Source organism: Streptosporangium sp. NBC_01469, assembly GCF_036227305.1.
In the GTDB taxonomy this organism is placed as follows: domain Bacteria; phylum Actinomycetota; class Actinomycetes; order Streptosporangiales; family Streptosporangiaceae; genus Streptosporangium.
In genome coordinates this window covers 7,788,924-7,815,659 of the sequence record NZ_CP109465.1, presented here as the reverse complement: position 1 = coordinate 7,815,659, position 26,736 = coordinate 7,788,924, and the positions used below count along the sequence as shown (strand labels likewise).

The 26,736-nt window shown below is 71.1% G+C and carries 19 protein-coding genes; 14 read left to right on the top strand and 5 right to left on the bottom strand.

Annotation, left to right across the window (positions count from 1 at the left end; translation table 11 throughout):
* Window positions 1-5: 5 nt before the first annotated feature.
* The 3 genes from OG587_RS34110 to OG587_RS34100 all read left to right on the top strand — a co-directional run bounded on the left by OG587_RS34110 (window position 6) and on the right by OG587_RS34100 (window position 2,193).
* Window positions 6-1,097: an LLM class flavin-dependent oxidoreductase gene (locus OG587_RS34110; protein WP_329082655.1), complete on the top strand. Its 1,092-nt coding sequence runs from the start codon at window positions 6-8 to the stop codon at window positions 1,095-1,097.
* 116 nt (window positions 1,098-1,213) lie between these two features.
* Complete coding sequence (locus OG587_RS34105; RefSeq protein WP_329082652.1) at window positions 1,214-1,732, top strand: flavin reductase family protein; 519 nt, start codon at window positions 1,214-1,216, stop codon at window positions 1,730-1,732.
* Window positions 1,732-2,193 carry a cupin domain-containing protein gene (locus OG587_RS34100; RefSeq protein WP_329082651.1) on the top strand — a complete coding sequence of 154 codons (462 nt, stop codon included), beginning with the start codon at window positions 1,732-1,734 and terminating at the stop codon, window positions 2,191-2,193. Before OG587_RS34105 ends, OG587_RS34100 begins: the two co-directional genes overlap by 1 nt.
* Window positions 2,194-2,336: 143 nt before the next feature.
* Here OG587_RS34100 and OG587_RS34095 read toward each other — a convergent pair whose 3' ends face one another.
* Window positions 2,337-2,960: a class I SAM-dependent methyltransferase gene (locus OG587_RS34095; RefSeq protein WP_329082650.1), complete on the bottom strand. Its 624-nt coding sequence runs from the start codon at window positions 2,958-2,960 to the stop codon at window positions 2,337-2,339.
* Window positions 2,961-3,257: 297 nt separating this feature from the next.
* Between OG587_RS34095 and OG587_RS34090 the strand changes: the two genes are divergently transcribed.
* From OG587_RS34090 to OG587_RS34075, 4 genes are all read left to right on the top strand, one after another.
* Window positions 3,258-3,800, top strand: coding sequence for a hypothetical protein (locus OG587_RS34090; protein WP_329082648.1), 543 nt, complete (start codon window positions 3,258-3,260; stop codon window positions 3,798-3,800).
* Window positions 3,801-4,186: 386 nt separating this feature from the next.
* A complete protein-coding gene (locus tag OG587_RS34085) occupies window positions 4,187-6,724 on the top strand; it encodes a carboxylate--amine ligase/circularly permuted type 2 ATP-grasp protein (protein WP_329082646.1) in 2,538 nt (845 codons plus the stop codon).
* Between the two features lie 76 nt (window positions 6,725-6,800).
* A complete protein-coding gene (locus OG587_RS34080) occupies window positions 6,801-8,588 on the top strand; it encodes an N-acetylglutaminylglutamine amidotransferase (protein ID WP_329082644.1) in 1,788 nt (595 codons plus the stop codon).
* Window positions 8,588-10,804 carry a S9 family peptidase gene (locus OG587_RS34075; RefSeq protein WP_329082641.1) on the top strand — a complete coding sequence of 739 codons (2,217 nt, stop codon included), beginning with the start codon at window positions 8,588-8,590 and terminating at the stop codon, window positions 10,802-10,804. The genes OG587_RS34080 and OG587_RS34075 overlap by 1 nt, the downstream gene beginning before the upstream one ends.
* A 106-nt stretch (window positions 10,805-10,910) precedes the next feature.
* Here OG587_RS34075 and OG587_RS34070 read toward each other — a convergent pair whose 3' ends face one another.
* The 4 genes from OG587_RS34070 to OG587_RS34055 all read right to left on the bottom strand — a co-directional run bounded on the left by OG587_RS34070 (window position 10,911) and on the right by OG587_RS34055 (window position 15,644).
* On the bottom strand, window positions 10,911-12,188 hold the full coding sequence (locus OG587_RS34070; protein ID WP_329082640.1) for an L-dopachrome tautomerase-related protein: 1,278 nt from the start codon (window positions 12,186-12,188) through the stop codon (window positions 10,911-10,913).
* Window positions 12,189-12,432: 244 nt separating this feature from the next.
* Window positions 12,433-13,677 (bottom strand): ROK family transcriptional regulator, encoded by a 1,245-nt coding sequence (locus OG587_RS34065; protein ID WP_329082638.1) that lies wholly within the window; start codon window positions 13,675-13,677, stop codon window positions 12,433-12,435.
* A gap of 304 nt (window positions 13,678-13,981) precedes the next feature.
* Complete coding sequence (locus OG587_RS34060) at window positions 13,982-14,866, bottom strand: NAD-dependent epimerase/dehydratase family protein (RefSeq protein WP_329082636.1); 885 nt, start codon at window positions 14,864-14,866, stop codon at window positions 13,982-13,984.
* 1 nt (window position 14,867) lies between these two features.
* A complete protein-coding gene (locus tag OG587_RS34055; RefSeq protein WP_329082633.1) occupies window positions 14,868-15,644 on the bottom strand; it encodes an IclR family transcriptional regulator in 777 nt (258 codons plus the stop codon).
* Window positions 15,645-15,764: 120 nt separating this feature from the next.
* Between OG587_RS34055 and OG587_RS34050 the strand changes: the two genes are divergently transcribed.
* From OG587_RS34050 to OG587_RS34020, 7 genes are all read left to right on the top strand, one after another.
* Complete coding sequence (locus OG587_RS34050) at window positions 15,765-17,063, top strand: ABC transporter substrate-binding protein (RefSeq protein ID WP_329082632.1); 1,299 nt, start codon at window positions 15,765-15,767, stop codon at window positions 17,061-17,063.
* Entirely contained in the window at window positions 17,063-17,995 is a 933-nt protein-coding gene (locus OG587_RS34045) for a carbohydrate ABC transporter permease (protein ID WP_329082631.1), read from the top strand. The genes OG587_RS34050 and OG587_RS34045 overlap by 1 nt, the downstream gene beginning before the upstream one ends.
* Window positions 17,995-18,855 (top strand): carbohydrate ABC transporter permease, encoded by an 861-nt coding sequence (locus OG587_RS34040; protein ID WP_329082629.1) that lies wholly within the window; start codon window positions 17,995-17,997, stop codon window positions 18,853-18,855. The genes OG587_RS34045 and OG587_RS34040 overlap by 1 nt, the downstream gene beginning before the upstream one ends.
* Before the next feature lie 5 nt (window positions 18,856-18,860).
* Window positions 18,861-19,757, top strand: coding sequence for a 5-dehydro-4-deoxyglucarate dehydratase (locus tag OG587_RS34035; protein ID WP_329082627.1), 897 nt, complete (start codon window positions 18,861-18,863; stop codon window positions 19,755-19,757).
* 2 nt (window positions 19,758-19,759) lie between these two features.
* The gene (locus OG587_RS34030) at window positions 19,760-21,019 is read left to right on the top strand and encodes a glucarate dehydratase family protein (RefSeq protein ID WP_329094093.1); all 1,260 of its coding nucleotides are present in this window, start codon (window positions 19,760-19,762) and stop codon (window positions 21,017-21,019) included.
* Complete coding sequence (locus OG587_RS34025; RefSeq protein ID WP_329082626.1) at window positions 21,016-22,173, top strand: hypothetical protein; 1,158 nt, start codon at window positions 21,016-21,018, stop codon at window positions 22,171-22,173. The genes OG587_RS34030 and OG587_RS34025 overlap by 4 nt, the downstream gene beginning before the upstream one ends.
* Before the next feature lie 580 nt (window positions 22,174-22,753).
* Window positions 22,754-26,716 carry a cellulase family glycosylhydrolase gene (locus OG587_RS34020; protein WP_329082623.1) on the top strand — a complete coding sequence of 1,321 codons (3,963 nt, stop codon included), beginning with the start codon at window positions 22,754-22,756 and terminating at the stop codon, window positions 26,714-26,716.
* Window positions 26,717-26,736: the final 20 nt, after the last annotated feature.

Below are 26,736 nucleotides of genomic sequence, written 5' to 3'. Positions count from 1 at the left end.
CACGCATGTCCATCGAGATTCTCGGCATGGTCGGTACGAAGGATTTCTCAGAGACCCACGGGTCCTTCATCGACGGCCCGCCCATCGACGTTCCCTACCTGGCCCGGTTCGCCCGCGCTCACGAGGCCGCCGGGTTCGACCGGGTACTGATCGGCTACGGGTCCTCCTCACCCGACGGGTTCGCCGTCGCCGCGTCGGTGCTGCACGCCACCGAGCGGCTGCGCGTGCTGATCGCGCACCGGCCCGGTTTCGTCGCCCCGACGGTGGTGGCCAGGAAGCTCGCCACCCTCGACCAGCTCACCGGGGGAGGCAGGGTCGCCATCCACCACATCACCGGCGGCGACGAGGCCGACCAGCGTCGCGACGGCGACTTCCTCGACCACGGTGCCCGCTACCGGCGTACCGGCGAGTTCATGTCCGTGCTGCGCCGTACGCTCACCTCGGCCGAGCCGTTCGACCACGAGGGCGAGTTCTACCGGTTCGAGGGCGCGTACAGCTCGGTCAGGGCCGACATCCCGCTCTACTTCGGCGGAGCCTCCCCGGCGGCCGTCCAGACCGGGGCCGAGCACGCCGACGTCTACATGCTGTGGGGCGAGCCGCTGGCCGAGACCGCCGAGCGGATCCGGCGTGTCAGGGAGGAGGCGGCCAGGCACGGCCGCGAGATCACCTTCAGCCTGTCCACCCGGCCGATCGTCGCCGCGACCGAGGCCGAGGCCTGGGAGCGGGCCGAGCGGATCAGGGCGGCGACCGCCGAACGGACCTCCGGCGGCGGGCTGCGCTGGGGCAAGGGGAAGAGCGAGTCCACCTCCGTCGGGGCCGCCAGGCTCCAGGAGCAGGGCGCCGAGCGGGAGGTGCACGACGAGCGGCTCTGGTACGGCGTGACCAACCTGATCGGTCCCGGCGGCAACTCCACGGCCGTGGTCGGCACCGCGGAGCAGGTCGCCGAGGCGCTGCTGAAGTATCACGACCTCGGCGTCACGACCTTCCTCATCCGCGGCTTCGACCCGGTGGACGACGTCGTGCGGTGGGGGGACGAGCTGGTGCCGCTGCTCCGGCAGGGTGCCGAGCGGCGCGAACCCGCGGGCGTGGGCGCGTGAGCGCGACCCGCGCGGCCAAGGGGGCAGGACCCGAGCAGCCCGGCCGCATCAGGCCGGGCAGGGCCGGGTACTCCCGGCGAACCGATCACCCCGGACACGGCACGGGAGGTACCTCGATGAGCGCGGAGGCGGTCGGCGGCGGCCAGCCGCGAGACGTCTTCCTGTCCGCCTTCCGCAGGCACGCCGCCGGGGTCGCCGTCATCACCGCCCCCGGTCCCGTCGGCTTCACCGCCACCTCGCTGACCTCGATGTCGCTCGACCCGCCGCTGCTGTCGTTCGGCATCTCGGTCGGCTCGTCGAGCTGGCCGGCGATCCGCGACGCGGACGGGTTCGTCGTCCACATTCTCGCCGGAGACCAGCGGGACGTGGCGGAGCTGTTCGCCAGGAAGGGCGCCGACAGGTTCGCCGACCCGGAGCGCTGGGAATCTCTCCCCGGAGGGGAGCCGCTGCTGTACGGGGCGGCCGCGTGGCTGCTCTGCCGCACCCAGGAGCGGTTCATCGCGGGGGACCACCGGCTGGTCGTCGGCCGGGTCGTGGAGGGGCACACCGATCCCGCCCACCCTCCGCTGCTGTACCACGATGGAAGTTTCGGCGCGCTCGCGCCGCACCCTTCCGACCGAACCAGGAGCGACTGATGCCGATCGTCCTTCCCGAAGACCCGTTCCACCGCCGCCTGCATCACATCGGGCCAGGCGGTCTCACCTCCGAGACGGCCCAGACCGGCGGCATGCGCCGCCGCGCGGCCATCAGCGGCGCCACCGTCGGCTCCAGCCGCCTGTGGATGGGGCAGACCCACGTGGCGCCCGCCACCGCCTCGGCGAACCACCACCACGGCGACTCCGAGACCGCCATCTACGTCGTCAGCGGCAACCCCTCGTTCGTCTTCGCCGACATCGAGGGGGAGGAGCCCGTCGAGGTGCGCATCGACGCCAAACCGGGCGACTACATCTTCGTGCCGCCCTTCGTCCCGCACAGGGAGGAGAACCCCGACCCCGACCTGGAGGCGATCGTGGTCATCGCCCGCAGCACCCAGGACGCCATCGTGGTCAACCTGGACGACCTCACCTGGACGGGACCGGTCCTGACCTCGCGGTGACGACGGGCCACGGCGGGCCGTCGTCACCGTGAGGTGACCACGTGCCCGCCGGACGGTCCCCGGCCGATCATCCCGGCCGCAGCTCCTCGCTCATCCGGCCGCCGGACGGGTCTCCGGCCGGCCGTTCACTCGCCTCGTTCGCCTCATTCGCCGCCGGTGTCCCCGGCCGGTCGCCCGTCGGCCGCCCAGCCGCCGGCCACCTCCCCGGCCAGCCGGTCGTCCGCCACGACCCCGGCGTACACCAGGGCGGGCGGTATGTTGCGCCAGATCGGGCCCAGGGTGGCGACGGTGGCGAACGTGCTGTTCATGAGGCCGCGGAAGTTCCGGAAGCGCTGGAAGGGCATCACGGTCAGCGTCGTGATGGTGCTGAAGGAGCCGCCGGGGACGATGGAGGCCGCGATCTCCTCCAGAACGCGCTTCTGCTGGGCCTCCTCGAACAGGGTCCAGGGAAGCGAGGAGACGATCGCGTCGGCCTGGGACAGCCCGGCCTCCCGCAGCAGCTTGCCGAGGTCACCCGCGTCACCGGAGATCACTTCCAGCCAGGGCCTGCTGCGCCGCAGGTGGTCCACCATGCCCTCGTTGACCTCCACGGCGAGCTGCCGTCCCCCCGGGGGAAGGCGGTCGCGGATCGCGTCGCTGATCACACCGCCGCCGGCGCCGAGTTCGACGACCACGGCTCCGGGGGTTGTGGGAACGATCGAGGCCGCCAGACGTGCGACGGCCTTCGAACTGGGAGCGATCGCCCCCAGCTGATGGGGGTTACGCATGATCGCACCGAGGAATGTGAGCGTGTCACTACCGGCAGGACGAGTTTGAGAGAGCATCGACAGCTTATTCCCCCTGTTGAGGGGGTTATGCCAGATTAACGGGCTTTGATGATCGAGCTTCCGCCGCCGTACGGCTGCCGTACAGCCGCCGTACAGGTGCCGGTCCGCCGGTCGGGAACGGATATCACGGCGGCGGGCCCGCTCCGCCACCGGTGACGGTTGCCACCCGCCCCTGCCCGGGGGCGGGTGGGCGAGGTACCGTCGTCTTATCGGATCCCGGTCATGAGGGGAGCCGCCATGCCAGACGATTCCGATCACGTGCTCGACTCCATCGACGGCGCCGTCGACGAATGGCTCGCCATGAGCGACGACTCGATGCGCTGGACGCCGCCGGAGAAGGCGCGGCCGAAGCCCCAGCTCGGCCTGCCGGTGCCGCCGCTGCCGCAGGTGCTGGAAGACCTCCTTCAAGAGGTCGGCACCCGCCTCGGGCCGCCCGCCCAGGCCGTGGTCGACGCGTTCCGTCCCCTGGGGGAGGGGGTGGTCGACGCGGTCTCCACGTTCCTCGACAGCCCGCCCATGCGGCAGCTCCTCGATCCGCCCGACCCGTCGGGCGAGCGCCCGGAGGCGCTCGGGATCCGCGCGTTTCCCGACACGTTCGGGCCGCCGCCGGAGGACGCGCCCCGGCCACCGCGCATGATCGAGTCGCGGCCGGACGGGGCCGGGCCGCTCCCGGGCACCTCCGATCCCTCGGACCCGTCCGGGGCGTCCCCGGTGCGGGAGCGGCCGGAAGCCGGGCCGTCAGGACACGACGGGTCCCCGGCCGGGCCGCAGCCCGCGTAGGCTCTGGTCACTCTCTGGTCACCCTCGGTTGCCGGGCCGGGCGTGAACGGCCGCACCCGCCCTCGGCCCGAGATCCCTGGACTGAGATCATCGGACGGGGCCTCCTGGACTGAGCCTCTCGGCCCGAGCCTCTCGGCCCGAGCCTCTCGGCCGGGGCCGGGGTGTCCGGCCCGCCGATCATCGGTGGTGTCCCGTCCGAATACTTATGAGATCTTCCGGGTGAAAAGGTGAGTCCTTCCGCCGGAGGGGAAGCGGGTCTGTCTCGAGCGCGGGGAACGAGTTCACGGTTTCACTTTCGCCCAAAGTGCCCCGTGAAGTGCGGAACTCCTTTTTTCGGGCAAAGAATAAAAAACCCGATGAATCCGGCGTACTTCAGGAGTGATGAAATGGCGGGTCTGGCGGGGCCGATCGCGGTCGGTGTCGAAGAGGAGTTTCACGTCGTCGATGTCGACACCCGGCACCTCGTCCCACGGGCCGGAGTCCTGCTGGAGCAACTGCCGGCGGAGCGCTTCACCCACGAGCTGCAGCGTTCGGTGGTCGAGGCCAACAGCAGGCCCTTCATGCACCTGGAGGACCTCGGGCACGACCTGACCGCGCTGCGTCGCACGGTGATCCAGGCGGCGGACGGCCTCGGCCTGGGCATCGTGGCGGCGGGCAGCGTGCCGCTGGTGGATCTGGAGGCGCTGAAGATCTCCCCCGATCCCCGCTACGAGCAGATGCTCGCCGACTATCAGCTGCTCACCCGCGAGCAGCTGATCTGCGGGACGCAGTTCCACGCCGACGTCGAGGACCGCGACCTGGCCGTGGCCGTCGCCCACCGCCTCGCCCCCTGGCTGCCCCCGCTGCTCGCCCTCAGCTCCAGCTCGCCGTACTGGCTGGGCTCCGACACCGGGTACGCCAGCTACCGCCCGCTGCTGTGGCAGCGCTGGCCCACCGCCGGTCCCGTGCCCCGGTTCGAGTCGGCCGCCGAGTACGACCAGGTGGTGCGGGACCTCGTCGCCTCCGGGGTGATCACCGACCCCGGCATGATCTACTTCGACATCCGGCCCTCGGCACACCTGCCCACCATCGAGCTGCGGGTCTGCGACGCCTGCCCCCGCGTGGGCGACATCGTGCTGATCGCCGGGCTGTTCAGGGCGCTGGTGGCCAGGGAGCTGGAGGCGGCGCAGAACGGCCCCGAGCGCACGGTCCGGCTGGAGATGGTCCGCGCCGCGTCGTGGCGGGCGTCGCGCTCCGGGCTGGAGGGCGATCTCGTCGACCCGGTCGACGGCACCCCGGCCCCGGCCGCCGAGGTGATCCGGCGGATGGTGAACGGCCTGCGCCCGCAGCTGGAGCAGTGCGGCGACTGGGAGCTCGTCACCTCCCTGGCCCGGGAGTCGCTGGCCAGGGGCAGCTCCGCGGCCCGCCAGCGCGAGGCGTACGCCCGCAGCGGCCGGCTGGCCGACGTGGTCGACCTCGTCATCGCCGAGACGCGGTCCGAGGAGTGGGAGGCCGCCTTCGGCGGTCCGACGCCGAGGATGCACACCAGTCTCCTCGACGGCTACGAGGCCCCCGGCGACGAGGCGATCATCGAGGGCACGGTGCGCGAGTCCTACCAGCCGGTGCTGCGGGCCCTCGACCGCCTGGGCGCCGAGGGACTGCGCGACCGGGAGGAGAAGCGCGACGCCTACCAGCGCCGCAACGGCATGACCTTCCAGGTCGAGGGGGGCGGCGAGAGCCAGATCTACCCGTTCGACCTGGTCCCCCGGCTGGTCCAGGCCGGGGAGTGGGCCGGGATCCAGCGGGCCCTGCCGCAGCGGGTGCGCGCGCTGGAGGCGTTCCTGCACGACATCTACGACGGGCGCGAGATCATCCGGGACGGCACCATCCCCGCGTGGGTGGTCGACGAGTCCCCCGGCTACCGCAAACCCGGCCGGAGGGTGCCGCAGGGCACCGTGCGCTGCGCCGTGGCCGGGCTGGACCTGGTCCGCGACAACGTCGGCCGCTGGGCGGTGCTCGAGGACAACCTGCGGGTGCCCTCGGGCCTCGGGTACGCCGTGACCAACAGGCGGCTGATCACTGAGCTGATGCCGGAACTCGTTCCCGGTGACGGGGTCGCCGACCCGATGGAGGGCCTGCGGACACTGCGGGAGGCGCTGCTCGCGGCAGGATCCGGCGACCCGTCGGCCCTCGCCGTGGTCTCGGCGGGACCCGAGGACTCCGCCTACTACGAGCACAGGATGCTCGCCGAGGAGCTGGGGGCGGTCCTGGCCGTACCGGCCGACCTGTCCTTCAAGAACGGCTACCTGGAGATCGACGGGCGCAGGATCGAGGTGCTCTACCGCAGGATCGACGAGAGCGTGCTGCTCGACGGCCACCTCGGTCTGGAGATCATGGACGCCGTCGAGCGCTCCGCGCTCGTCCTGGCCAACGCGCCGGGCAACGGCGTCGCCGACGACAAGTGCCTGTACCGGTACGTGCCGCGCCTCATCGAGTACTACCTGGGCGAGCGGCCCCTCATCGACAACGTCACCACCTACCTGTGCCGCGACGCCGAGGACCGCGAGCAGGTGCTCGACCGGCTGGCCGAGCTGGTCGTCAAGCCGGTGGACGGGTTCGGCGGGCAGGGCGTGGTCGTCGGCCCCGACGCCTCCGCCGAGGAGCTCGAACAGGTCAGGAAGACGATCCTCGCCGCGCCCGAGGGCTGGGTCGCCCAGGAGACGATCCGGCTGTCGACGCACCCGACCTTCGACGGGCGGCGGCTGAGCCCGCGCGTGGTCGACCTGCGGGCCTTCGTCTGCTTCGGCGAGACGGCGACGGTGCCGCCGACGGCGCTGACCCGCGTCGCCCCGGCCGGCAGCATGATCGTCAACTCCTCCCAGGGAGGTGGCTCCAAGGACACCTGGCTCCAGAGAGGGACCGCCGAGGCGCGGCCCGAGCGGTGAGCTCAGGCGTGGGCCCGGTATGTGAGACGTGTGCGATGGGTGACCGGAGCGGTGAGCCGGTCACCGGGGGGTTTCGATGTGTGGTCTGAGCGGTGAGCTCCGGTTCGACGGCCGCCCGGCGGACGTCGCCGCCGTGGCCCGGATGAACGACGTGATGCACGACAGGGGGCCCGACGGGGCGGGCCTGTGGTCGCTGGGGCCGGTAGCCCTCGGCCACCGGCGCCTGAGGATCATCGACCTGTCGGACCGGGGCGCCCAGCCGATGGTGGACAGCGACCTGGGCCTGACGGGGGTCTTCAACGGGTGCCTGTACAACTACCGCGAGTTGCGCGGGGAACTGGAGGGCCTGGGCTACCGCTTCTTCTCCACCTCCGACACCGAGGTGCTGGTGAAGTCCTTCCACCGCTGGGGAGGCGGCTGCGTCGACCGCTTCAAGGGCATGTTCGCCTTCGCGGTCGCCGAGCGCGACACCGGCAGGCTCACCCTCGGCCGCGACCGGCTGGGGATAAAACCGCTGTACGTCTCCCAGGACGCCGGGCGGCTGCGCTTCGCCTCGTCGCTGCCCGCGCTGCTCGCCGGGGGAGGGGTGGACACCGGCATCGACCGGGTGGCCCTGCACCACTACATGACCTTCCACTCGGTGGTGCCCGCCGAGCGCACCATCCTCGCCGGGGTGCGCAAGCTCCCCCCGGCCACCGTACGCACCGTCGAGCCCGACGGCACCGTCACCGACCACCTCTACTGGCGGCCGCTCCACACCCGGTCGGCCCTGCCCGAGTACGCCGGGCTCACCCCGGACGAGTGGCGCGAGGCCGTGCTCGACCGGCTGCGGACGGCCGTGCGCAGGCGCATGGTCGCGGACGTGCCCGTGGGCGTGCTGCTCTCCGGAGGCCTGGACTCCAGCCTGATCGTCGCGCTGCTGGCCGAGGAGGGGCAGGCGGGCCTGTCGACCTTCAGCATCGGGTTCCCCTCGGTGGGAGGGGAGCAGGGGGACGAGTTCGCCTACTCCGACCTGGTCGCCAGGGAATTCGGCACCGACCACCACCGCATCCCCGTCGACGACACCCGCATGCTGCCCGCCCTGGAGAACGCGGTGTCGGCCATGAGCGAGCCGATGGTCAGCCACGACTGCGTCGCCTTCCACCTGCTGTCGGAGGAGGTGTCCAAGCACGTCAAGGTCGTCCAGTCCGGCCAGGGCGCCGACGAGGTGTTCGCCGGCTACAGCTGGTACCCGCCGCTCGCCGGCGTGTCGCGCGAGGACGCCGCTGCCACGTACGAGAGGGAGTTCTTCGACCGCTCGCACGGGACGCTGGCCGCGATCCTGTCACCCGAGTACATGCCGGCCGAGGACGTCAGCGGCGACTTCGTCCGGCGCCACCTCGCGCGGCCCGGCGCGGACACCGCGCTCGACGCGGCGCTGCGCCTGGACACGAACGTCATGCTCGTCGACGACCCGGTCAAGCGCGTGGACAACATGACCATGGCCTTCGGGCTGGAGGCCAGGACCCCGTTCCTCGACCACGAACTGGTCGAGCTGGCGGCGGCCTGCCCGCCTGAGCTCAAGCTCGCCTCCGGCGGCAAGGGCGTCCTGAAGGACGCCGCCCGCAAGCTGCTGCCCGCAGAGATCATCGACCGGCCCAAAGGATACTTTCCGGTCCCCGCCATCAGGCACATCCACGGCCCGTTCCTGGAACTCGTCAGGGACGCGCTGACCGATCCGGCCGCGAGGTCCCGCGGCCTGTTCGACCAGCCGTACGTCGACAAGCTGCTCGCGGCTCCGGACGAACACCGCACTACCCTGGGTGCCAACGCGTTGTGGCAACTCGGACTCCTGGAGCTGTGGTTGCAGGCACAAGGAGTTTGATGACCGAAATTCTCGGCGCCCGTTCCCGCCCCTCGACGGGTACGGGCCTGACCGCCTGGAGCTGCCGGGCGCCCGCGCTGGCGCCCGACCTGAGCGCCGTCGCCTTCGTCGGCGACAGGGACGGCTCGCCGCGCGTCTGGATCCAGCCCCTCGGCAGGGACCTGGAGGCGTGGCTCCCGGGCCGGACCCCGGAGGAGCCCCAGGGGGAGAACCCGGAGGCCCGGCCGGTCGACACGGGATCCGAGCCCGTCGCCGACGTGAGCTGGTCCCCCGACGCCCGGCGGCTGGCCGTCCTCGTCGTACCGGGAGGCGGGGAGCACACGCAGGTATGGACGGTCAGGCCCGACGGCGGCGACCTGCGCCCGCTGTCCGCGCCCGAGGGCGGTTCGGCGGCGTTCGTGCGCTGGACCGGCCACGGAGAGGTCCTCCTCGTCGCGGAGGTCTCCTCGTCGGGTCGTACGGACGCGGTGCTGATCGACGCGGGCACCGGAAGCCGGGAGGTCATCGCGGGCGGGGCCCTCATGCACCCGGCCGCGGTCAGCCGCGACCACCGGCGGATGCTGCTGCGGCGCGGCCCACGCGGCGTGCGCCGGATGTACGTGGCCGACCTTCCCGCCCTTTCCGGGGACCTTCCTCCCGCTCATCCCGGCGATCCCGCGGGCCTTTCGGCCGCCCGTCCCGGCGATCCCGCGGGTTTCTCGCCCGTACGTCCCGGAGGCCTCGCCCCGGGTCTTCTCGGCCCCGGTGACCTTTCCGCCCACGGGGCGCCCGGCCAGACCGTCTTCGGCGCTCTCGTCCCGGGCCTTCCCGGCGACCCCCAGCACGATCTTCCCCAGGATCTCGCGCCGGGGCTTCCCCACGACCTCTCCTCCGGTCCTCCCGCCGGGATCCGCGCCGATCTCACGCCGGGACATCTCTCCGACGTCCCGCCCGGCCTCCCCGCGAGCCTTCCCGACGAGGCCGCGGGTGACCTGCCGGGCCACGGGGAGCGGCCGCTGCTGGCCGGGCTGACCGGCACCACCGACTACGGCATCCTCTCTCCGGACGGGACGACCGCCTACCTGCTGTCCGACGTCGGCCGCGACCGGGCCGCGCTGGTCGCGGTGGGCGAGGACGGTGTGGGCGTCGTGCTGGCCGAGCGCTCCGACGCAGAGCTGGACCAGTTCGCGTTGAGCGCCGACGGCGGCCTCGCGGTCCTGGTGTGGAACGACTCCGGCCGCTCGGAGCTGGAGGTGATCGAGCTGGACACCGGCGAGACGCGCCCGCTCCCGCCCCTGCCCGCCGAGGTGGTGTCCTCGATCAGGGTGTCCCTGGACGGCAGCCTGGCCGTCCTGGCGGCCGAGGGGCCCGGCCACCCCTCCCACGTGCTGCTCTGCGACCTGGCGACCGGCGGCTACCGGCGGATCGCGGGATCCGGGCGGATCCCCGACGCGGCCGGCGCGGAGCTGGTGCGCTTCCAGGCGGGCGACGGCATGGAGCTGACCGGCTGGCTCTACCGGGTCCCGGGCGCCCGTGGACCCGCGCCCTTCGTCGTCTACCTGCACGGCGGTCCCGAGAGCCAGGAAAGGCCCACCTTCAACCCGCTGTTCCAGAACCTGCTGGCCGCCGGGATCGGGGTGCTCGCGCCGAACATCCGAGGCTCGTCGGGGTTCGGGCGGGCCTTCCGCAACGCCGACAACCACGCCCTCCGCTTCGACGCGATCAACGACGTCGCCGACTGCGCCCTGGAGCTGACGCGGGCGGGCCTCGCCGACCCGGCCAGGATCGCCTGCATGGGACGCTCGTACGGCGGCTACCTGACGCTGGCCGCCCTCGTCACCCACCCGCGCCTCTTCCGCGCCGGAGTCGACGTCTGCGGCATGGCGGACTTCGAGACCTTCTACGAGCGGACCGAGCCGTGGATCGCCGCGGCGGCCGTCAGCGAGTACGGCCACCCCGTCGCCGACCGCGACCTGCTGCGGGCCCTGTCGCCCCTGCACTCCTTCGACCGGCTGGCCGCCCCGCTGCTGGTCGTGCACGGTGCCCGCGACACCAACGTCCCCCTGTACGAGGCCGAGCAGGTGCTCCAGGCGGCGCGGGCCCGTGAGGTGCCCTGCGAGCTCCTGCTGTTCGAGGACGAGGGACACGAGATCCGGCAGATCGCCAACCGGGTGACCTTCGTCAAGAACGTCGTCGAATGGCTCAGATGGCACCTGGCGGTCCCCGACCCGGCGTGACGCTCATGCCCTTCCGGTTCCCGGAAATCGGTCGGCCCGCTGACCGTATCGGGACGCGAGGTGATCCTGGAGGTCCGCGTGGCGGAACGGGATCCTGGCGGAGCTCTCAGAGCAGCCGAACGGGGCCGGCGTCGATCGGCGTGCGAAACAGCGCGTAGGGGTAACGGCGCAGGTCTTGCCCGTTCTGATAATCCGCCTGCCTGTGAAGCTGATTGGAGGTGACATAGAGGTGTCCCTGGGTGACCGACATGGTGTCGGGCCACAGCAGTCTCGGGGCGTGCACGAAAGTCTCGAAGGTTCCGTCCGGGAGGCGGCGCATGATGGCGTTGTGCTCCCAGTTCGTGATGTAAACGCGTCCGGCGTCGTCGGTTTCCAGACCGTCGGCCGAGCCGCCCTTGTCTCCCTCGTCCACGACCGTGGCCGCCACCTCCTCCTCGCTGACCGAGCGGTCGGCCAGGACGTCGGCCGACACGCTGTACAGGTGCCGTGACATGAGCGGGCAGTAGAACAGCCGTTTGCCATCGGCCGAGATGGCGATGCCGTCGACGCCCATCAGGACCGGCTTGGGCGGGCCGTCCTTCGGGCGTTCCATGAAGACGCGGCCTTCGACGATCGGCAGGTAGGCGGGCGGGCTTTCGGCCTTGGTACTGGGGTGGTCGTCCAGTCGCCGCCATGCCTGTCCGGTCGCCAGGTCCACCACGACGACGGCATTGGGACCGTTGCCGGAGGAGTCGGTGACGTAGGCGACGCCCTCGGCTGCCTTGCGCAGGTCGAAGCGGACGTCGTTGAGGTAGGAGGTGCTCGGCGCCACATCGGGTTCGAAGGTGATGACCCGAACCACGGTGTCGCTCCGCAGATCCACACAGACCAGCTTGGGGCCGCCCGGTTCGGTGGGCTTGAACAGCGGACTGCCGGTGTCCAGGATCCACAGACGGTCGGCCGGATCGATCACCACGCTCTGCACCGACACCAGCCTCTTGGACAAGTCACCAGACCCGGCATTCCACGCCTGGTCCGGGAACGGCACAGCCTCGCCGTCGCGCAGCTCGACCACGGTGGCGGCGACGTCGTCGCCCCAGAGCGGGTAGTTGACGAAGATCCGGCCAGTGTGCGACACCGTGACGCCGGTCGGCATCGGGCCTTCCCTGAAGGCGTGCACCAACTCCAGCGTGCCGAACGGCCGGTCGGTCTGCTCCCCGGCATCTTTGTGATCGTTTGCCGCCATGACCGTATTCCCCCTCTGCTCAGGATGAGTCGATGCTCCGCTACGGAACGTCGCGAGGTGGTCCTGGAAGCGACACCGCGGGGCGGAAGGCCGTCCACGCCCGTTCGGGCGAGATGTGGATGCGGTCTTGCCCTTGACGCAAATCAAGATCTGGAGCATACGCGGAACGCCCTTTCCTCCCCAGCAGAGATCACTCGGGTTTCCAGCAGGTCATTGCACCCACCAGGTAAGGAAATGGCGATCCACTGCTAATTCGACGGGAAGGCGGCGGACTCGTCGTGGGTCTTGTGGTTATTTCGGAGCCCGGCCACCTTTTCCCTTCGGCGACCCATCATGAAGGCGAACGGTCTGTTCCTCACCCGAGGAGGAGATTCGATGTCCTCCTGCTCACACGGTCCCAGCCTCACAATGAGCGGATCGGCGGTGTGCCGGGCCCGGTCCGGGCGACACCGTGGGCGAGTACCTCCAGGGGGTTGGCCAGGAGGTCGGAGAAGGCGAGTTCGGCCGCGCCGATGAGGGTGGCGTCGTCCCCGAGAGCGGCGGTGCGCAGTTGTACCCTCTCCCGGGAGATCACCAGCACGTTGGCCTCCACCCGGTTGTGGACCTGGGCCGCCGAGCCCTGGTAGACCTCGCGCAGCATCCCGCCGAAGATCACCAGGCCGGGGTTGAAGAGGTTGATCAGGTTCGCCACCCCGATGCCGAGCCAGTCGCCGATCCGGCGCAGCGCGTCCTGGGCCGCGACGTCCCCGCTGCCGGCGGCGTCCACCACGGCCCGCGCGCCCTCGCGGCCGGACAGCTCGGCGGACCGGCTCGCGGCGTCGATCAGGGCCTGCTCGCCGACCTCCGCCTCCAGGCAGCCGCGCGAGCCGCACCCGCAGGGCCGCCCGTCGTACGGGTTCACCATCATGTGCCCGAGCTCGCAGCCGTACCCGCCGTCGCCGTCGAGCAGCTTGCCGCCGACGATGATCCCGCCGCCCACGCCGACGTCCCCGTGCAGGTAAACCAGGTTCTGGAAGCCGACGCCCACCCCGCGTTCGTGCTCGGCCAGCGCGCCCAGGTGGGCCTCGTTGCCCACGGCCACCGGTAGCCCGAGCCCCAGCCGGTGGCCGAGCTCGGTACCGAAGGCCTGGTCCACCCAGCCCATGTTCGGCCCGAAGCGCACCATCCCGTCACCGGGCCGGATCATGCCGCAGTAGGCCGCGCCGACCCCGACGCACACCGAGTCCGAGGGGGTCTCGCGGTGCATCTCGCGGGCGAACCCGGCGAGGGTGCCGACCACGTCGTCGAGGTCGGCCCCGGCGCGCGGCCGTACCGCCTCCCTGCGGTCCAGCACCGTTCCGCCCAGCCCGACCCTGGCCGCGACCAGCCGGTCCACCCGGACGTCGAAGGCCATCACGTGGACCCGGCCGGACTCCGGGCGGACCACCAGCGACGGCCGGCCCGCCCTGCCGGTGTCCTTGGGGAGCTCCTCGCGGACCAGGCCCGCCGAGGTGAGCTCGCCGGTGAGTCCCATGATCGTGCTGCGGTTCAGGCCCATCCGGTCGGCCAGCGCCGTACGGGAGAGCGGGCCGCCCAGGTGCACGTGCCGGAGGAGGGCGCCGAGGTTGTGCCGGCGAATCTCCTCCTGGGACGGACCGGCTTTCAGCATCGTGGGGTCCTGACGACTCGGGGCCTGCCATCGTTGCGCGCCGCGACGGCGGGGCGGGGCGGCCACGCCGGCCGAGAGCACTGGAACAGATCCTGTCACACCGCGGGAACACCGGCCGGTGGCCGCGGGAGCATTTCCCCGTTGCCTCGGCCGGTGAGGTCTCTCGCGCCGGGCGTCACCCGCTGCCCGCTGCCCGCTGCCCGCTGCCCGCTGCCCGTCACCCGCTGCCCGCGCCGAGTGCCGCCCGCCGCCGCGGGCCCGGCGAGAAAGCCGCGGGGGAGAAGGCCGTGGGGAGAGGTGGGTGTCACCAGAAGGCGCCGAGTTCCCGGCCGCAGAACGCGCCCCCCACCAGGTTCTGGACCGGGTCGGTCAGGTCGGGCTCGCCGAACTCGGCCAGCAGCCGCGGGGCGTGGAGCTCGGCGTCGTCGCGCGGGGCGTAGCCGAGGGCGCGAGCCGCGTCGAGCGACCACCAGCGGCGGGTGTTGGCCGAGATGCCCCACACGAGGTGGAAGCCCCGGGCGGTGAGGGACGCCTCGACCAGCCGGGCGCAGTCGTCGTGCGACAGCCAGGTCGACAGTCCCCGGAGGTCGCGGGGCCGTTCGGAGCACGAGCCCAGCCGGATCGCCACGACGTTCATCGCGAACCGGTCGTGGTAGAGACTGCCGAGCGCCTCCATCGCGGCCTTGCTGAAGCCGTAGTAGGTGTCCGGCCTGGGGGAGAGGCCGTCGGGGGCGTCCGGACGGGGGTGGAACCCGGCCGCGTGGTGGCTGCCGACGAGCACGACCTGCCGGACGTTCTCCCGGCGGGCCGCCTCCAGGAGCACCTGCGTGCCGTGGACGTTGACGCGCAGGATGTCCGCCCAAGGATGCTCGCGGCTCAGCCCGCCCAGGTGGACGACCGCGTCGACGCCCTTCATCGCCTCGGCCATCGCGTTCTCGTCGGTCAGGTCGGCGAGGATCGTCTCCTCGCGGGCTTGACCGGCCGCGACCGGGATGACCTGACCGGCCGCGACTGAGCCGACCTGACCGGCTGTGACCGGCGTGACCGGCTCGACTGAGCCGACCTGACCGGCCGCGACCGGCGCGACCGGGACGACGTCGGCGAGCCGCAGCGTCCGGCCGGACCTGGCGAGCCGGGGCCGGAGCGCGGTCGCCACCGCGCCGGCCGCGCCGGTGAGGAGGATCCGCACGTCAGAGTGCCTCCTGCCGGAAGAGCTGGACGATTTGGCGGGCCGCTTCGCTGAGCACCGTCACGATCTGCGCGTGGTGTGTCTCGTCGAGCCGTACCAGCGGGACGGACGCGCTGATCGCGTCGGTCACCGGCGAGGTGTACGGGAGCGGCACCGCGACGCAGCCCAGGCCGGGGGTGTTCTGCTCCTTCTCGTCGGCGTAGCCGCGCAGCCGGGCGTTCTCCAGTTCCAGTATCAGGTCCGGGCGGCTGGTCACGGTGTGCTTGGTCAGCGGTGCGAGAACGTCGGGGATGTGCTTCTCACCGTCGTCGCGCATGGACAGGACCGCGCGGCCCAGCGCGGTCGCCCAGGCCGGCTGCCGGCGGCCCACGCGGGAGGTGAACCGCAGGTGGTGCAGGGACTCGCGGCTGGCGAGGTACACCACGTCGGCCCCGTCGAGGCGGGCCAGGTGGACGGTCTCGTTGATGTCGGCGCGGACCTGCTCGAGCACCACCGCCGCCGCCCTGACGACGGGATCGCGGTCGAGGTAGGAGGTGCCGACCAGCAGGGCCCGTACTCCGACGGAGTACGTCATGCCGTGCCGGTCGGTCTCGACCCAGCCTCTGCCGATCAGGGTCCGCAGCAGCATGTAGAGACTCGACTTCGGATAGCTGAGATCCCGTTGAAGCTCGGTGAGCGTGACAGGCCGCTCCGCCCGGGCCAGTGCTTCGAGCAGCTCGATCGTCCGATCGGCTGATTTGACGGGACGTTTCTCGGCCGGATGCTCACCTGTTGACAACCCACACCCCTCACCGGCTCGGCTTCATACACCTATTGACAGCGTTGTTAGTGATTTTTACAGTTGCGGCACGTTGTTCACAACCTAAACCACGGTTTACATATGTGAATGGAGTGGTAGATGCCCGCCCCCCGACGCATCATCGCCGGGCTCACCCTGCTCCTGTTCGCCACCACGGCGTGCGGATCAGAGTCGAAGTCCGAGGCCACCGGCCTGGAGTTGTGGACCAGATCCACGCCGGCCTCCGCGGAGGTCTACAAGAAGGTCATCGCGGCCTACACCGCGAAGACCGGAGTGAAGGTCACCTACGTCCCGATCTACGAGAACTTCGAGAACAAGATCCAGGAAGCCGCCGCCGCCAGGGACCTGCCCGACGTCGTCATCAACGACGTCAGCCTGCTCGGCACCGGCCTCTCCCAGGGCCTGATCACCCCGGTCGACCGCACCGGCATCGCCGGTGCCGGCGACACCCTGGACCGGGCCTGGAACCAGGCCAGGGCCGCGGACGGCAAGTACTACGGCGTTCCGTTCTCCACCCAGGCGGTGGCCACGTTCATCCGTAAGGACTGGCGCGAGAAGCTCGGCAAGGACGTTCCCAGGACCTGGGCCGAGCTCGACGCCCTCGCCAGGGCGTTCCAGAACGACGACCCGGACGGCAACGGCAAGGACGACACCTACGGCATGCTCGTCCCCGCCTCCACCGAGCGCGGCTACACCGCCTGGTGGGCCTCCTCCTACCTGTGGCAGGGTGGCGGCGACTTCCTCACCGAGTCCGGAGGCAGGTTCACCCCCGCCATCGACCAGCCCCGGTCGGTCGAGGCGGTGAAGTGGATGCAGAACCTGTTCTGCAAGGACAAGGTCGTGGTCCCCGGCGCCCTCACCCTCATCACCGACGACGCCCACCCCTTCTTCGAGACCGGCAAGGCAGGCGTCTACCTCACCGGCCCCTGGATGATGGGCCGCTTCGACAAGAGCCTCGGCAAGGACAAGTACGAGGTCATCCCCTCCCCGGCCGGTCCCGGCGGACAGGGCGTGCTGGGCGAGGGCGAGAACATCTACCTCATGGCGGGCTCGAAGCTGCAGCCGCAGCAGAAGCAGCTCGCCGAGTTCCTCATCAGCGCCGAGGGCCAGCGGATCGGCATGAACACCAACCAGCCGAACCCGGTGGTCCGGCTCCCGGTCAACACGACCGTCGACGTCGTCGCCGAGCGCAAGGACGAGCGGTGGGCGACGATCAAGGAGATCTACCGGGACAACGGGCGACTGTTCCCACAGGTGCCGAACTGGACACCCCTGCGCCAGCAGGCGTCGGAGACCCTCAACTCGATCTTCGCCAACTGCGGCGCCGACGTCCAGGCCGAACTCACCAAGCTGGCGGGCTCGTTCAAGACCGAACTGGCCAAGCAGAAGGCCGGCTGATGACGCTGACCACGTCCCGCCCCCGGGCCGCCGCCGGCGGCCCGGGGGCCTCCCCACGCCGTCGCGGGCCCGGCCGCCCTGGGCTCCTGCCCTGGCTGTTCCTGGCCCCCGCGCTGATCATCTTCCTGTACTTCAAGTACATCCCGATGACCAAGGGGGTCTGGCTCAGCTTCTTCAAGGTCCAGCCGTTCCTCGGCGACGAGTGGGTCGGCCTGGACAACTACCGCCAGGTCTTCACCGACGAGAGCTTCCGCGCGGCGATCGGCCACACCCTCTACCTGGCCGTGGTGCAGACGGGCGGCGCGATGCTCATCGGGTTCTGCCTGGCCCTGCTGCTGGAAGGCAGGGCGCGCACGCTGTGGTTCGTCCGCTCGGCCGCGTTCCTGCCCGTCGTCTCGGCGATCGCCGTGGTCGGCGAGGTCTGGCGGCTGCTCTACTTCCCCGCCGCGGACGGCATGCTCAACAACGTGTTCGGCTGGTTCGGGATCGGCCCGCAGGGCTTCCTGGACGACCCCGACTCCGCACTGTGGTGGGTGAGCGTCGTCGGCATCTGGAAGCACGCCCCCTACGACATGATGATCATCCTGGCGGGTCTCGCCGGAATCGACCGGCAACTCTACGAGCAGGCCGCCCTCGACGGCGCGGGCCTCCGGCAGCGCATCCGCTTCGTCACCCTGCCCGCGCTGCGGCCGGTCGTCACCATCCTCGTCACCCTCGCGTGCATCCGCGGCCTGCGGATCTTCACCGAGGTGTTCGTGCTGACCGCGGGCGGCCCGGCCGGCTCCACCGACGTCGTGATGACCCGCATCTACACCCTCGGCTTCCAGTCCGGCGACATCGGGTTCGCCTCGGCCGCCTCGGTCCTGCTGTTCCTCGGCATTCTCACCCTGACCGTCTGCGTCACCCTCTACCGCAGGCGAAAGGAGATCTGATGTTCGAGACCACGCTCGGCTGGGGCTGGGGAAGGAAGCACCCCGTCGCCACCGGCCTGCGCGTCCTGCTCTACGCGATCGTCCTCGTCGTCTTCTGCGGGCCGCTCGTCTCGGTGTTCGCCGGCGCGTTCGACAACGCCGCCGACCCCAGCAGGATGTCCCTCTACCCCCGCGATCCGACCCTGGAGAACTTCCAGGTCGCCGCTGAGCAGGGCCTGTGGCGGTACTTCTTCAACTCCGTCGTGATCGCGGGCGGCGCGCTGCTGCTGCAGGTGAGCGTCAGCGTGTTCGCCGCCTACGCCCTGGCGCGCAGGAGGTTTCGCGGGCAGGCGCTGGTGCTGCTGGCGATCCTGTCGACCATGATGCTCCCCGAGGAGGTCATCGCGATCCCGCTGTCCCTGGTCATCGGCGACCTGCCCGTCCTGGGCCTCGACCTGCGCGGCACCCTGCTCGGCGTGATCCTCCCCCTGGGCGGCTGGGGTTTCTCCATCTTCGTGCTCAGTGAGTTCATGAAGGAGATCCCGCGCCAGCTGGAGGAGGCCGCCCGCTGCGACGGCGCGAGCGAACTGCGGATCTTCGGGCAGATCATCCTGCCGCTGTGCAAGCCGGGCATCGGCGTCATCGTCATCTTCGGCTTCAACATGATCTGGGACCAGTATCTCCTGCCCCTGATCGTCGCCCGCACCCCCGACGACTACACCCTGACGGTGGCGCTCGCCTCCCTGCGCTCCGACCCGCTCGTCGGGCCCGGCGCGCTGCTCGCCGGAGCCCTCCTCGCCCTGCTGCCCAGTTTGATTGTCTATCTGGCGTTCCAGCGCGCGTTCCTCTCGGGACTGGTCGCCGGCGCCGTGAAGGGTTGAAAACCGTGGACCTCGATGGTGTCCTCTTCTTTCCCGTCACCCCGTTCGGCCCCGACGGTGAGCCGAATCTTCCGGCACTGGCCGAACACGTGGGAAACGGGGTCACGGCGGGAGCCGGCGCGGTGTTCGCCGCGTGTGGCACCGGGGAGTTCAACGCCCTGGACCCCGCCGAGTACGGCCGGATCGTCCGGGAGAGCGTGCACGCGACCGGCGGACGGGTACCCGTGGTGGCCGGGACCGGCGGCGCGCTGCCCCTCGCCCGCGAGTTCGCCGCCCAGGCCACCGCGCAGGGCGCCGCCGGGCTGCTGCTGCTGCCTCCCTACCTGGTCGACGCGCCACCGGCCGGGCTCGTCGCCTACGTCCGGCAGGTGGCGGCCTCCACCGACCTGCCGATCATCGTCTACCAGCGGGGCAACGCCCGGTTCACCCCCGGCTCCGTCGCCGAGCTCGCCGCCGTCCCCAACGTGGTCGGCTTCAAGGACGGCCTGGGCGACCTCGACCTGCTCCAACGGATCATCCTGGCAGTCGACCGGCCCGGCTTCACCTTCTTCAACGGCATGCCCACGGCCGAGATGACCGTCCTGTCCTACCGCGCCCTCGGGGTCGATCTTTACTCCAGCGCCGTGTTCTGCTTCGCCCCCGAGATCGCGCTCGCCTTCCACAAGGCCGTCACCGCCCGCGACGACACGCTCGTCACGGACCTGCTCCGGGAGTTCTACGGGCCGCTCGTCGAGCTGCGCGACCTCGTCCCGGGCTATGCCGTCTCGCTGGTCAAGGCCGGGGTGCGGCTGCGGGGCCTGGACGCCGGCCCGGTCAGACCGCCCCTGGTCGACGCCGCGCCCGAGCACGTCGCCCTCCTCGAAAAACTGATCGGCACCGGCCTGCGGATCGTGGGGGCGTGACCATGCTGATCAGCGACATCCGCGTCACGCCCGTCGCGTTCCGGGACCCGCCGCTGCTGAACGCCGCGGGGGTGCACCAGCCCTGGGCGCTGCGCACGATCGTGGAGGTGCACACCGACGACGGCCTCAGCGGGCTCGGCGAGACCTACGGTGACCTCGCCCACCTCACGAAGGTCCAGGCCGCCGCCCGGCGACTCGTCGGAATCGACGTCCACCACCACCACGCCCTCTACGCCGCGGTCGGCCGGGTCGTCGGCGGCGACGTCGTGACCGACAAGCACGGCCTGACCGGGGTCGCGACCAGGGAGAAGACCCTTGACCGGGTGTTCTCCCCGTTCGAGGTCGCCTGCCTGGACATCCGCGGCAAGGCCCTCGGCCGTCCCGTCTGCGACCTGCTCGGCGGACCCGTCCGCGACAGGGTGCCCTACAGCGCCTACCTGTTCTACAAGTGGGCCGCGCACCCCGGCGAGCCCGACGACGAGTTCGGGGCGGCGCTCGACGCCGACGGCCTGATCGCGCAGGCGCGGATGTTCGTCGAGGAGTACGGCTTCCGGTCGATCAAGCTCAAGGGCGGTGTCTTCCCGCCCGAGGTGGAGATCGACGCCGTCCTCGCGCTGCGGGAGGCTTTCCCGGACGCCGCGCTGAGGATCGACCCGAACGGGGCGTGGTCGGTGCCCACCTCGATCGACGTCGGCCACAAGCTGGCCGGGACGGTCGACTACCTGGAGGACCCGACCCTCGGGCTCGCCGGGATGGCCGAGGTGGCGGCGCGAGTCCCGATGCCGCTGGCCACGAACATGTGCGTCGTCACCTTCGACCACCTGCCGGCCGCCATCCGGGACGGGGCCGTCGGCGTGCTGCTGTCCGACCACCACTACTGGGGCGGGCTCGTCCGCAGCACCCAGCTCGCCCGGCTCTGCGCCACCTTCGGCCTGCAACTGTCCATGCACTCCAACTCCCACCTCGGGATCAGCCTCGCCGCGATGACCCACCTCGCCGCGGCCGTGCCGAACCTCGCCCACGCCTGCGACACCCACACGCCCTGGCAGGCCGGGCAGGACGTCGTCAGGCCGGGCGCGCTGCGGTTCGTCGACGGCGCGGTCCCCGTGCCGTCCGGGCCCGGACTGGGCATCGAACTCGACCGCGACGCCCTGGAGGCGATGCATGAGCAGTACCTCGCCTGCGGGCTCACCGAACGAGACGACACCTCCTACATGCGGATGTTCCAGCCGGACTTCTCCCCGGTACGGCCCCGCTGGTGACCGTGAAAGTGATCTACGCCTACCCCTGGGACGTCGTCGGGGACCCCTCCGCCCCCGAACGCCTCGCCCGGCTCGGCGCGGACACGGTGGCGCTGGCCGCCTCGTACCACTCGGTGCGGGCGGCCACCCCGTTCCACCCCGCCCACCGGCTCGTCGAGGCCAGGCCCGCCCTCTACGTCCCCGTCCGCGCGGGCTCCTGGGGCAGGCTCGTCCCCGCGGCCCCCACCTGGACGGCCCCCGACGCGTTCGTCCAGGCCGCGGACGCGCTGCGCGCGGCGGGACTCGCCGTCCACGCCTGGACCGTCCTCACTCACAACTCCCACCTCGGGACCGCCCACCCGTCCCTGGCCGTCCGGAACGCCTTCGGCGACCGCTATCCCTACGCCCTGTGCCCGTCCCACCCCGACGTCGTCGACTACTGCCGGATCCTGGTCCGGGAGATCGCCGAACTCGGCGCCCCCGACGGGTTCGTCCTCGAAGCCTGCGGCCCGCTCGGCGTCCGCCACGCCGGCACGCACGAGAAAACCGACGGCGCCGACTGGACCGCGGCTCAGCTCGACCTCTTGTCCCTGTGCTTCTGCACGGTCTGCGCCCGGCGCTACCCGGCGGGAACCCGTGAGCGGGTTCGAACCGGAGTCGACACGGCCTCCCCGTCGGTCGAGGCCGCCCTCGGCGATCTGGCCCCTGTCGTCCAGGAGCTGCGTGCCGGCCTCGGCCGGGAACTGCAGCACACGCTGCGGCTGGAGGCGGCCGGCCTGCCGGTCACCCTGCACGCCAACCCCCACCCCTGGGCCGCCGGCGCCTTCAGCCAGGTCTCCGCGGCCCCGAGCGCCGACGTCCTCGTCGCCAACTGCTGGGACGACCCCGCCTCCGGCACCGCGCGCCTCCGGCGGCTTCGCGCCCTGGCCGCCCCCGGCACCCGCCTCGGCGCGTCCGTCCTGGCCCTCCCACCCGCCACCCTGAATCCGGAGACCCTGGCCGCCTACCACTCGGCCGGAGCCGGCGAGATCCACGTCTACCACGCGGGCCTGGCCTCCCGATCCCGTCTGGCCACGATCACCGACACCCTGCGCTCCTTCGGATCCGGGGCCGGCCAAAACGCGTGTTCGAATATCGCAAACACTGCAAACACTGCAAACCCCGGCGCGCCGTGACCTCCACGACCTCCGGGATCGGACCGTGTCACACACGGTGAGACGGAAACGACGCCCGCGACAGGTCATGGCCGCGACGACGTGAGAAAGGCCGACCATGTGATACCGGAATGACAGGCGCCGGTAGCCGAACAGCCGGGAGACGGTTCGTTCGACCATCCGGCGCCGGTGGCCCGGCCGCCGGCCGGACTCGACACCCCCGCGGGCGACACGCACCCTGACGCGCCCGCCGGGCGGACCCGACGCCTTCGCGGGCGACACGCACCCTTGGCATGCCCGCCGTACGGCCATCGCCGCAGCTCGGAATGGTTGCGTGCCCTGTCGGCGTGAGCCTGCCCGGAACTCTCGCGACCCCTCCGGGTCGATCCGATTCTCTCGCCTGCCGTCCGCCGGCGGCTCGATGACGCACGCCACACGGAACGCGGTCCTACCGAAAGATTGCCTCTTGTGTAACGGCGAGCGGCCATTTACGCTCCGCCATAGTTAGGAAACCTTCCTAACGAAGGAATGCCCGGGGAAACGCCCTGCCCTTCTCGGGGCTTTCGCCCGCACCCCCCATCCCCCTCCGCCAGGAGCGCCAATGTTACGTAAGGTGCACCCGCTACCCCCCACTCAAGATCGTCCAAGACGCCGCCGCTCACTGGTGGCGATCGCCGCGACGGTGCTCACGATCGCCGTACCGTCACTGGTCGGCACGGCCTCCCAGGCCGCGACCGCCGCGACCGCCACAGCCCCCGCGGGCGCCGCCGCCGCTCCCGCGGTGGGCGCCGCCGCGATTCCCGATCTGACCGCCGCCAACCGCCGCGCGCCCGTCCCGGGGCTGCCGGACTGGAGCAAGGCGGGCTATCGCGGCGGCGTGGCCCTGCCGGAGGCCGCCCAGGCCAGTCCCGACGCCGCCTGCCACATCACCGCGGCCGAACTCGCCGCCCAGTTCGGCGTACGGGCCGACGGCTCCGACGCCACCGGCGGCCTCCAGGCCGCGATCGACCAGATCCGGACCGCCTGCAGCCCGGCGGCGGGCTACACCCGGCTGTCGTCCATCACCCTGCCCGAGGGCCGGATCACCGTCACCAGGCAGCTCGGCCTGGACGCCGACTACCTGGTGCTGAAGGGCGCGGGCATGGGCAGGACGGTCCTCGTCTTCCGCCCGGACGCCAACACCCGTTACGACACACTCACAGCCGACGGGAGCGACTGGGACGAGGACGGCGCGACGCACGGTTCGGGCAAGGGCGGCTGGACCTGGCCCGGCCGCGGCCTGCTCCGCGTGCAGACGAGGGAGGTGGCGAGCAGGTACGCCGCCGAGTACGCCTCCGCGCCCGCCAACCGCAAGGACATCTTCGAGGGCAGCGCCAACCAGCACTGGGCCACCGGTGTCCCGCTGCGGGAGGCCTCGGCCATCGGAACCAACGTGATCAGGCTGGCCACCAGCGCCGACATGAGCCGGTTCAAGGTCGGCGGCCACCTGTGGGTGGGTGCCGCCAACAGCGTCAAGTTCTACCAGCAGCAGACGGTCACCAACACCGCGCAGTACATGAACCTGCACATGCGGCAGCAGATCTTCCAGATCACCGCGGTCGACACCGCCGGCCGGAACGTCACCATCGACAAACCCCTGGAGTACGACCTCCCCCTCGACTCCACCTCCGACGGCTCCGCGGCCATCGCCGGGACGGTCTACCCCAGCCGGGTCACCCCGCTCAAGGTCGTCCAGGGGGTCGGGATCGAGGACCTGACCATCACCCAGGACATGACCAACATGCCCAAGCTCGGCGGTGGCACCTACAACCTGAACCGGGCCGACGCCGTGCACGACTACGGGAACATGGCCCCCGAGTACGCCATGCACGGCATCGTGTTGAAGTGGGCGGCCAACAGCTGGATCCGCCGGGTCGGCACCGAGATGACCGGCTCGCACGCCGTGGTCACCGAGAGCGCGAAGAACATCCAGGTCCAGGAGTCGTCCTTCGACGGCTCGTGGAACAAGGGCAAGGGCGGCAACGGCTACTTCCGAGGCTCACGCGTCTGGGACTCCCTGTACGCCTACAACACCAGCCGGAACCTGCGCCACTTCACGTTCCAGTGGTCGGCCTCGAACAACGTCGTCGTCGGCAACGACTTCGACTCCGACCTCAACGTCCACGGCGGCTGGGAGCGGCGCAACCTGTTCGAGAACAACAAGGTGGCCGTGCCGTTCCAGCACGCCTCGAAGAACTGCCGCACCAACTGCGGCGACGAGGGCGGCGGCACGCCGGACGACTCCTCCTGGTGGCCGATCTGGTGGGCGGCCGGCCCGAAGGCGGCCAAGTGGTCGGGGTCGAGCGGCCCGCAGAACGTCTTCTACAACAACGACCTGACCAAGCAGACCACGCAGGGCGGGGCGTACCAGCCGTACTACGCCGACCGGCAGCGCGTCTACCAGTTCGGCAGCTCCGCGTCGGACCCGTCGAAGTTCCAGCACCTCGCGGTCAACGGCGCCACCATCCCCGACTGGGCGAGCCGGGAGACGGTGAACTACACCGCTTCCCCGGGTTCCGGGGTCAACGCCACGATGACGGACGCCTCGGGCTCGCTCTTCCTCAGGTCGGGCGGTGGTCCCGGCAACCCCGGCGACGACACCGTGGCGCCCTCCGTCCCGGGTAACCTGCGTTCGACGGGGACGACGGCGAACAGTGTGTCGCTGGCCTGGAACGCGGCGACCGACAATGTCGGGGTGAGCGGTTACGAGGTCTACCGGGGTGGCACGCTGGTGGCGACGGTGGCCGGTACGAGTCACACCGACACGGGTCTGACGGCGTCGACCTCCTACTCCTACACCGTCCGCGCCCGCGACGCGGCGGGCAACCGTTCGGCGGCCGGCGCGGCCGTCACCGCCCAGACCGGAAGCGGCGGCGGAGGCAACGAGGACCAGCTCATCTCCAGGGGCAAGCCCGCCACGGCGTCGTCCATCGAGGGGCCGGGGTTCGAGGCCGGTCTGGCGGTGGACGGGAACACCACCACCCGGTGGGCGTCGGCGGAGGGCAGTGACCCGCAGTGGATCCAGGTCGACCTGGGGGGTTCGTACACGATCTCCCGGGTGCGGCTGGACTGGGAGGCGGCCTACGGTTCGGCCTACCGGATCGAGGTCTCTCCCAACGGCACCGACTGGACCAGTGTCTACTCCACCACTTCGGGCGACGGCACGATCGACGACCTGACGGTGTCGGGGAGCGCCCGGTACGTGCGGGTGTACGGCACCGCGCGGGGCACCGCCTGGGGCTACTCGCTGCACGAGTTCGACGTCTACGGCCGCTCGAACGGCGGCGGTCCCGGCGACGACACCACCGCCCCCTCCGTCCCGGGCAACCTGCGCTCGACGGGGACGACGGCGAACAGTGTGTCGCTGGCCTGGAACGCGGCGACCGACAACGTCGGGGTGACCGGTTACGAGGTCTACCGGGGTGGCACGCTGGTGGCCACGGCGTCCGGCACCACTCACACCGACACCGGCCTGACGGCGTCGACGTCCTACACCTACACCGTCCGTGCTCGCGACGCGGCGGGCAACCGTTCGGCGGCCAGTGCGGCCGTCACCGCCCAGACCACGACCGGCGGCGGAGGAGGCGGCACCCCGGCCGCGGCCAACGGCCAGCTCCGGGTGTGCGGCAACCGGCTGTGCAACGAGGCCGGCAAGCAGATCCAGCTGCGCGGCATGAGCACCCACGGCATCCAGTGGTACGACCAGTGCCTCAACAACGCCTCGCTCGACGCCCTGGCGACAGACTGGAAGGCCGACATCCTCCGGATCTCGATGTACATCCAGGAGGGCGGCTACGAGACCAACCCCAGGGCGTTCACCGACCGGGTCCACCAGCTGATCGAGATGGCCACCGCGCGCGGCATGTACGCCCTGGTGGACTGGCACATGCTCACCCCCGGCGACCCGAACTACAACCTCAGCCGGGCCAGGACGTTCTTCACCGAGATCGCCCAGCGGCACAACGGCAAGAAGAACGTGATCTACGAGATCGCGAACGAGCCGAACGGCTCGTCCGTCACCTGGTCGGTCATCCGCAACTACGCCAACCAGCTCGTCCCGGTGATCCGCCAGCAGGACCCCGACGCCCCGATCCTGGTCGGCACCCCCGACTGGTCCTCGCTCGGTGTCTCGGGTGACGGCGACGCGACGGACACCATCCGCGCCAACCCGGTCAGCGGGACGAACATCATGTACACCTTCCACTTCTACGCGGCCTCGCACGGCACCGAGTACCTGAACGCGCTGTCCCGGGCGGCCGACCTCCTGCCGATCTTCGTGACCGAGTTCGGCACCCAGACCGCCTCCGGCGACGGCGGCAACAACTTCAGCAGGTCCCAGCAGTACCTGGACCTGATGGCACAGAAGAAGATCAGCTGGACGAACTGGAACTACTCCGACGACTCCCGTACCGGCGCGGTCTTCACCGCGGGCACCTGCCCGAACGGCCCGTACGCGGGGACGAGCAGGTTGAAGGAGGCCGGCGTCTGGATCCGTGACCGGATCCGCACCGCCGACGACTTCTGATCCGGAAAGTCCTACGGAAC